The sequence below is a fragment of the Arenimonas sp. genome (assembly GCF_044348765.1).
GTDB lineage: Bacteria > Pseudomonadota > Gammaproteobacteria > Xanthomonadales > Xanthomonadaceae > Arenimonas.
The window spans coordinates 1-4138 of record NZ_JBIKSE010000103.1; the positions used below are offsets into that span (position 1 = coordinate 1).

The following is a 4138-nucleotide window of genomic DNA, read 5'->3' on the forward strand; positions in this document are numbered from 1 at the left end:
CATAACAGCGTTTTACCTGGGGCTACCGGAGCAACCAATAACAGCCCTGGACACCTGGCTACCAGCTAACTACACCAAGCTAGACGATTACCTGGAGCTAATGGAGCATTACCCAGAGAATACAAGCCAATACACCTGGAGCGAGAACCTGGGCTTTACAAGCTACCTAGAAGCTGAACAGCAAGGGCTTACCTGGGGCTACCTAGCTAGAGCTATGGACAGCTACCGAGAGAGCTTAGGCTCAACCTGGGCTAAAGCCCCTAACACCTGGATAAATGACCAAGTAGAGCGATACCAGCAAGCTAAGGCTAAAGCTAAGCCCATAGAGCGAGCTGGAGAAGCCACAGGGCTAGAGAACATCCTGGGAGCTATGACTAGACCTAACAGCAACTAAACAGCCCTGTAAGCCCTATACAAGCCCTAAACACCCCTGGCTAAGTATTAGCTAATAAATACCTAAACCACACGCCTAAACCCAACTAAACCCCAGGGCAGGGCATAGGGGGCTTTTTTCCTGGGGGTAGCGTTTCATCCCACGCAAGTTGCTAGATTTTTACACAATAGGCAAATTATTTGGGGGTTTATCCAGGGTTTACCCCTGGTTGAAATGTTTAGCCCTAAATAGCTACTAAATAGTTATTAGTTTTTTACTAAACGCTAACCAAGCTCTACCAGGGCAGGGCTACCCTAGAGCTATGAATAATTTAGATGATTTACTGAACATTAGAGAAGCTAGCGAGATAGCTGGGGTAAGCGAACCAACTATTAGGAAATACCTGGGGCTAACTAAACCACCTAGACCTAGCAGATTACCTAATGCCAGGAAGCTCGTAAGACCTGGGGAGCAGGTTGAAACCTGGGCAATACCCCTAAGCGATTTACATAATGCCGGGCTAATGAAAACCACTAAAAAGCCTGGGCAAGTTTCATCCGGTAGCTCTAACCAGGTTGAACAGGTAAGCGAGCAAGTAGCCCAGCTCATAGCTGAAAACATACAGCTCAAAGCTTCCATAGCTAGCCTGGAGCAGAGCAATACAGACCTTAGGGCTAACCTGGCTGACCTTAGATTAGTTTTTAGAAGCATTGAAACTAGCGAAGCCCAGGAAGCTCGTAAAAAGAGATTTTGGCAAAAATGAGCAAGGAAATTAGAGAGCTAACCAAGCAGATAGAACAGCAAGCCCAAATAATAGAAGCTTTAGAGAAGCTTGTATCGAACTTACAGGCAACTATCGCAGTAGCAGACAGACAAATAGCAGAGCAACAAAAACTTATAGGTGAGCTAATAGAAGCTTTAGAGTAGCTAAACATTAGGGCTAAACAGCTCACAGCCCAGCAAATACAGCCCTAAACGCTAACTAAACAAATAGCTAAACGCTTAGTAAAAAATAACTACCCCAGAGCTAACCCATAGCTATAAACTAATTTTGTAAATAGTTGCGAGCAACCTATTACAAAGAGCTAAAAAACTACCTGTTAGAGAGAGCTAAAAAATGAATACAACCACCCAGGGCAAAGCGATTATTTATGCCAGAGTTTCAACTATTCGCCAGGGAGAGCAAGGGCATAGCTTAGACAGCCAGGAACGCCAGCTAATAGACACAGCCGAAGCCCAGGGCTACCAGGTAGAGATTTTTAGAGAGATAGCTAAGGGGGGCAGAGATACTAGACCGAAACTAAACGAAGCTCTAAGACAGCTCAACGCTGGAGAAGCTCAAGCTCTATTTGTAGTTTCATTAGACCGGTTAGCTCGCTCACAAAAAAACGCTTTACTAATTTTGGAACAGGCAAATAAAAACAAATGGCGATTAGCTATTAGCAACATTGGAGCAGATACAGCAACCAGCCAGGGGCGAGCTATGTTTGGGATGATGGCAGTTATGGCAGAGTTTGAAAACGCTCTAATTAGCGACAGAGTAAAAAGACAACACCAAGCCAGGCGAGAGCGTGGAATAGTTTGGGGCATTGACCAGGGCTACCAGGGGCAACTAGACGAGCTAGTAAGACAAACAATAAAAGACCTGGCGAGCTTAGATTTATCTCTCCACCAAATAGCTAGAGAGCTTGAAGCTAAGGAAATGAAAACAGCCAGGGGTTTATCTAAATGGCACGCTCAAAGTGTAAAAAGTATTTTGAACAGCCCAAAAACTAAAGCCCTAAAACTTAGCTGGTAGAGCTTTACTATTTTCCAAATAATTCGCCTGGGTTAGTTCCATTCGTAAATTATTTATTTGGGTTAGTTCCATTCTTAAATAATCTGCCTGGGCTTTATTTATTTTTGAAATAACCAGGGGCTAAACACTTAGTAAGTGTTATCCACAAATACGCCTAAACCCCTAGCGAGCTTTACCCGGTAGAGCTATAAATAGAGAACCCCCGAATAGCAGAAAACCCCAGGGGTTTAGCCTGGGGCTTTCAAAACCAATACCAACTAGGAAAAAACCTACCTGGCGAAGCTTTATCCACCACGGAGCAAGCTCTAGCTTTATTGTGGCATAAACCCTAGACATTGGACAACTATCCAAGCGTTTCGTTTTTGGTAATGTCCGTGCCTGGCGATAAAGTCTTAGTTAGTTCGCTCGCAACATTTTCACCACCGATTTATTAGGCAACCTACACCTAATAGAACGAAATGCCAGGGCAAGCAGGTTAGTTAGCAATAGCTACCTGGTTAGGAACTAAAACCAATACCGAATTATTTTGACTAGGAAAAAAGTAAATGAGCTACCACGATAAAAACAGGCTTACAGCCCACACAAGCCACCTAAAGCTAACAGCTACCCAGCTAGCAGTTGCTAAAGAATTAGCAGACCAGCTAGACCTCAAGAATGGTAAAACCCAACGCTCCGGTAAATACCTGGGCAAGCAAATTGGTAGAACTGAAAAGACAACGCTTTTAGCGATTAGAGATTTATTAGCCCCAGGCGTGGAGCTTTTTGTAGCTACTAGAGCAACATCCCACACAGCTAGAACTTATGAGATGGCGAGCTGGGTTATGTGTCCCCCAGAATGTTCAAAGCTCAAAGCTCATAACAGCCCAATTAGGTTAGCCAGGTTAGCTATACAAGCTAAGGAAGCTCAAAAACTAACAGGTAATAGTTATCCACAGGAAGCCCAACTAACAGGTAATTTTGACCAACTAACAGGTAATGACTACCTGACTAATAGAGACTTAAAGATAGATGATATAGAAAATGATTTTTCAATAGGTTTAGAAGCTCTAAGACAGCTACTAAATGACCTGGGAGAGCTAACAGCTAAACAGCTGAAACTTAAGACCTGGCTGGATAAAGACCCTATTGGGCTGGAAGCTCAAATTAGACAAGTAGCGACAGATAACAAAGTTGAAAACCTGGAGAGCTATCTAAGGGCAATTATCAAAAAGAACCCCGACAAGCTTTATCGCAATTTGGAGCAAAGCCTAAAGACCACCAAGCAAGCTATCAAAGAGCAAAAACAAACAGCAACTATTTACAAAGAATTACCTGGAAGCGACAGGCTAACCGAGAGCAGATTAGCTAAGTATTGCCTGGATAATTTTGGGCTGAAAATAACCCCTGTTAGCTCTAAATTACTTATGAAGCGTGGAGCTGGTATTAGCTCTAAAGACATAGAACTAGCTAAGTATTTTGAAGCAATAGCAAGCCACCCAAACATTACCCAGATAGACCCTAACCAACACTTACAGCTGGAGCTTATAGACAACCAAATAACAGCTAGCTACCTGGACACAGATGGCACAAGTTTCAATTGGGAGCTACTAACACCACAGGAAATAATTAGCTGGGGAATACTTGAAGCAAGCGAGCTAGAGCTACACCTGGAAGCTGAACGCCAGGAAAAAGAGCTAATAAATAACCACCTGGAAGCTAACCCAGGAAAAAGCTATCACCAAGCAAGATTTGAACTAAACACAGAGCTACAAGCGATTAGAGCTAACTATCCACGCATAAGCCCCCAGGAAGCTCGTAAGCGATACACCCAGGGCTTTAGCGAGTTCATAACAGCGTTTTATCTGGGGCTACCGGAGCAACCAATAACAGCCCTGGACACCTGGCTACCAGCTAACTACACCAAGCTAGACGATTACCTGGAGCTAATGGAGCATTACCCAGAGAATACAAGCCAATACACCTGGAGC

The 4138-nt window shown here is 43.8% G+C and carries 5 protein-coding genes; all 5 read left to right on the forward strand.

From position 1 onward, the window contains the following. A partial coding sequence (locus ACIQ0Q_RS09250; protein ID WP_395772649.1) for a hypothetical protein occupies nucleotides 1–394 on the forward strand: 394 nt, incomplete at its 5' end. A 301-nt stretch (nucleotides 395–695) separates the two neighbouring features. Beyond that, nucleotides 696–1136, forward strand: a complete 441-nt coding sequence (locus ACIQ0Q_RS09255; RefSeq protein ID WP_395772650.1) for a hypothetical protein — start codon at nucleotides 696–698, stop codon at nucleotides 1134–1136. Beyond that, a complete protein-coding gene (locus ACIQ0Q_RS09260; RefSeq protein ID WP_395772651.1) occupies nucleotides 1133–1300 on the forward strand; it encodes a hypothetical protein in 168 nt (55 codons plus the stop codon). The genes ACIQ0Q_RS09255 and ACIQ0Q_RS09260 overlap by 4 nt, the downstream gene beginning before the upstream one ends. A 190-nt stretch (nucleotides 1301–1490) precedes the next feature. Beyond that, nucleotides 1491–2171 carry a recombinase family protein gene (locus ACIQ0Q_RS09265; RefSeq protein ID WP_395772652.1) on the forward strand — a complete coding sequence of 227 codons (681 nt, stop codon included), beginning with the start codon at nucleotides 1491–1493 and terminating at the stop codon, nucleotides 2169–2171. Nucleotides 2172–2716: 545 nt separating this feature from the next. Further along, the coding region (locus ACIQ0Q_RS09270) for a hypothetical protein (protein WP_395772653.1) at nucleotides 2717–4138 on the forward strand (1422 nt) is incomplete at its 3' end.

Coding starts and splice junctions, on each gene's coding strand:
- ACIQ0Q_RS09255 (WP_395772650.1), top strand. CDS start 696: ATGAATAATTTAGATGATTTACTGAACATTAGAGAAGCTAGCGAGATA.
- ACIQ0Q_RS09260 (WP_395772651.1), top strand. CDS start 1,133: ATGAGCAAGGAAATTAGAGAGCTAACCAAGCAGATAGAACAGCAAGCC.
- ACIQ0Q_RS09265 (WP_395772652.1), top strand. CDS start 1,491: ATGAATACAACCACCCAGGGCAAAGCGATTATTTATGCCAGAGTTTCA.